This window comes from Acidimicrobiia bacterium, from assembly GCA_016650365.1.
In the GTDB taxonomy this organism is placed as follows: Bacteria; Actinomycetota; Acidimicrobiia; order Spongiisociales; family JAENVV01; genus JAENVV01.
Genome location: JAENVV010000195.1, coordinates 1 through 3,916, shown reverse-complemented (window position 1 = coordinate 3,916; position 3,916 = coordinate 1). Strand labels below are relative to the sequence as shown.

Here is a 3,916-nt window from a genome sequence, read left to right as displayed (position 1 = left end):
TCAGCAGGAGAATCTTCAGGTCCGTTGCTAATGAGACCTGATCCAGATACTCCAAATCCACGGCCGTCGCCTCGAACATGAGGCCCTGGCGCTGATCAGAGATTTGCCATATTCCGGTGACGCCCGGCTTTACGACATGGCGACGGTGCTGCCAATCCTCGTATTTGGTCTCGACGATTTCGACGAGTTCGGGACGAGGCCCGACCAGGCTCATCTGGCCGAGCGCCACGTTCCAGAATTGGGGGATCTCGTCGATGCTCCACTTACGGAGGAAATCACCGAGAGGGGTTACCCGCGGATCGTTGTGTGACTTGTGGACACGGCGTCGGTCGGGGCCGGAATAAGCGGCCTGTATGGTCCGACTGTCGGGCAGCATGGTGCGGAACTTGTATACCGTGAACGGTTGGCCGTGTTTTCCTACCCGCTGCTGGGTGAAAAGGGCAGGGCCGCCCATGGACGCCCTGATGGCCACTACTACGACGGCCACGATTGGCAGTATGAGCAAAGTCAGGATGAATCCCCCGACCCGATCGACCACCGGTTTGACATAGTGCTCGTAGGTACCTGGAACGCGCGCCACGGATAGGTTGGCGCGTGTGTCTGAAGGATTTTGGTCCTGATGCCCTGTTAGCGAAGCCGTATCAGCAACTGCCGATACCCCCACGCCGACCGCCCGGTCAGCCATTATTGTGTACTCCCAGTTTCCCCCGGGCCGCCCCCTCGCGGCCTTCGCATCCCCTCTGCCTGAGGTGATCAGCGTTCACTCACCACTCGCAGTGGTTTCCACCATAACCCTATGGCGACCGTTGTGCAATGGAGATTCCGCTGCCAGCGAGGGAAATGGACCAATTAGGGTCGTTCGACCCATGTGGAAGGCTGGCTGGGACCGTCACGAGGGTCAGTAGGGTTGGGGAGACTCGAAAGGAATCGATTGGCCGAAGGAACCTCCAGGAAGGGCTTGCGCCTATTCGGCATCCCGATCCGCATGGGAGCGTCGATCTGGACGTTCGCCATCCTGGCCTTCTGGATTGCCTCCGGTTCGTCCTACTTGTGGCCGTTCGTGGCAGTGGTTGGCGTGGTCGTCATCGTGCACGAGTTGGGTCATGCCATCGAGATCCGCAGAGTCGGTGGCGACCCGGTGATCACCTTCGAAGTGTTGGGCGGCCATACGACCGGCATGCCGTCCGGCGTGCCGGAGTGGCGCAACATATGGATTTCAGCGGCCGGGATTGTTTACAGCTTGGTCTTCCTGGGGGTCGTTGCGACAGTTTCCTACCTGGTCGGCGATTCGCTCCCTCCCGTAGTGGCTTCGGTTTTTTCGGCGATGGTGATCCTCAATGCGGTTTGGGCGGTCATCCAACTCCTACCGATTGGAACAGCGGACGGATCCCATATTCTCGAATCCATCTATAGGTTGCTCAAAGTCCGCCGCATCCAGCATTGGATGATCGCCTCGGTGGTCGTTACCGCCCTGGCCGTTGCGCCGTTTGCCTACCGATGGGGCTACCTGGCGGTGGCCTACCTCGCCTACCTCACCTTCACCGACGTGCGGCGGCGGCTGACGGCAATTCGCTTCGAGTCCGACGATGCCGAGGGCTGGAATGCCGAAATCGACACACTGTGGGCCGCTGGCCAATATGACGAAACCCTTCGCCGACTCGAAGAAATCGAGGCCAACGCCAAGACTCCGAACTATCGCAACTGGGCGATTGAGTCACGGATGGAACGATTGGCGAGGCTGGGAAGGCACTCCGACGCGCTGGGCCTGTCCGATCAGTATCCCGACGTTGGTGATGTCTGGACCCGCGTCCGCCTGTATTCGGCCGCCAACGATCTGGCAGGAGTTTTGAGAACCCTTACCGCCGTGTCCCACCAGCCCATTGGTGACATGCTGACCGAAACCCCCTGGCTTCGGTCGGTGGTGTTCGGGGTGGCTGGCGAAATGCGAGGTAATCCCACCCCGGCCTGGGAGGTCATCAAACCGTTTGCGGGTGACCTGGACTACGTCGGGTACATGTCGACGTGGTGGGCGGCACGGGTGAATCGTAATTCCTGGGTGGCTGAAGCACTCGATGCCGTTGCCGTCCCGCTGATCGGCGACGGTGCCCCCGGGGAGCTGCAGGCCTACCGCGATCGGCAACCTCGAGCCTTGAGGGACCTGGCTGAACTGGTCGGGTCAACCGATTCGATGACCCGGCGGGCCGTGCTCGCCACCCTCTATCGAGACGAGCAGGCCGAAACAATCCTGGCGGCCTCGTGGCAGCCGACCCCGACCCTGGCCGTCTCGTTGAGCGAACTCCAGGTCGTTGCATTACGCGACAACCAGTTTGCTATCTCTCTCGAGGCCGGGAACCGTTTCCTGGCGCTCGGACCGACCGACGAGCGGGTTGCCGGTATGGCGCGGATCAACCTGGCGTACGCTCAACTGGGCCTTGGCAACCCCGAAGCTGCCTTGGACGAACTGGCCAAGGTTCCGGCATCCCTGATATCGGGTCTTGCTACCGACGATGAGCTGGCTCCTCTGCGAGATCATCCCAGGTTCAAAACGTTGGTGTCGGCCACGGCGATGTAGCCGCAAATGGCCGCCGGAGTGGGGGAGTTTGGCTGCTGAATCTTTTTGATCTTTCCGCGAACAATCGTTGCCTCTCGTGCGTCCTAGGCGCAACAGAGGATGGAGACGTTGAGAATTGTGACTGAACCCAATCGAGCAGTTCGAGGGCTGCGCCCCGGGTCCTTCGAAGACTTCTTCCAGCTACAGCACGATGCTGTGTGTCGGCCGCTGAGCGTTTCGCTACGGGATGCCGGGTTGGCCAGGGAAGCCACCGACGAAGCCTTCGTGCGAGCCTTCGAGCGGTGGGAAACCGTCAAGGACTACGACAATCCCACTGGCTGGGTGTACCGGGTGGCACTTAACTGGGGCAGGTCCCGGTTGCGTCGTCGCAAATTCGAAGTGGTGGGAGCCGTCCCCGAACGCGGTGCTTACCGGTCCGGCTTTGATCCGGACCTTGATCAGGCTCTCGCAAAGCTGCCGCTTGACGATCGGGCCATGGTCGTACTCAAACACCTGGCCGGATGGACCTACGAAGAAATCGCCGAGGCGCTCGGCATGAAAGCCGGCACGGTCAAAAGCCGCCTGCACCGCATTCTTTCCGATCTGCGAACCGTTTTGGAGGTCCGCTCATGAATCTCGAAAAACTCCTCGAACAGCACTTGCAAGCTTCGGCGGCCGACCTGCCGCCCTATCTGGCCGACGTTGAAGCCATCAAGGCTCGCGGTAATCGCCGCCGGTTTGCCACCCGATTCATGGTCGCCACCGGCGTCGCCGCGGCGATTGTCGTGACGGTGGCGCTGGTGACGTCGTTCCCGCCACCAGAACCTGATGTGGTTCAGCCAGCACCTACGCCGACGACCGTGCCGACGACCGTGCCGACGACCGTGCCCACGCAGCCCGACGTCCCGGTGGCTGGCACGACCCTCGAAGGTGCTGTGGCGTTCTTCGGTGAGGAAGGTCTTACCCTCCAGGCTGAAGGGGTCGAACGCCTGATCCCGGGTGATCAGTATTACGAGTCCATCTACGTGGCGATTTCCGACGGTGCCGGCGGGTTGCTGTTTCAACACGGCATCGCTCCGCCTCCCTGGAATCAGGACAGCATCATGCGTTTGGCTGCTGGTGCCAGCTCACCCGAGTTGGTCGTGCCGGCTGACGACTCAGGTCCGGGCGAGTCGCGACTGATCCTTGGGTTGGTTGATGGGGGATTCGCGTTCGCCGACTACACCCCAGTGGGTGACGAGATGCGCTTGACCGTTCACATCGCTGCAGTTGATGGCTCCAGTTCACGGGTGGCGCTCGATGCGTCGTTCCCCCTCTCCGTGGTGTCAACGGAACTGGTGGCCGCACAAGGGAATCGGATCGCCG

Annotated in this window: 4 protein-coding genes; 3 read left to right on the top strand and 1 reads right to left on the bottom strand. The window is 61.3% G+C overall.

Translation table 11 applies throughout. The features are described 5' to 3' along the window. A partial coding sequence (locus tag JJE47_11915; protein ID MBK5268128.1) for a sugar transferase occupies positions 1-685 on the bottom strand: 685 nt, incomplete at its 3' end. Between the two features lie 246 nt (positions 686-931). On the opposite strand from JJE47_11915, the gene JJE47_11910 reads away from it, so the two are divergent. The 3 genes from JJE47_11910 to JJE47_11900 form a co-directional block, all read left to right on the top strand. Continuing rightward, positions 932-2,572 (top strand): hypothetical protein, encoded by a 1,641-nt coding sequence (locus JJE47_11910; protein MBK5268127.1) that lies wholly within the window; start codon positions 932-934, stop codon positions 2,570-2,572. A gap of 117 nt (positions 2,573-2,689) precedes the next feature. After that, positions 2,690-3,184 (top strand): sigma-70 family RNA polymerase sigma factor, encoded by a 495-nt coding sequence (locus JJE47_11905; protein ID MBK5268126.1) that lies wholly within the window; start codon positions 2,690-2,692, stop codon positions 3,182-3,184. Next, positions 3,181-3,916, top strand: a 736-nt coding sequence (locus tag JJE47_11900; protein MBK5268125.1) for a hypothetical protein, incomplete at its 3' end; no start/stop codon positions are given. The genes JJE47_11905 and JJE47_11900, both read left to right, overlap by 4 nt.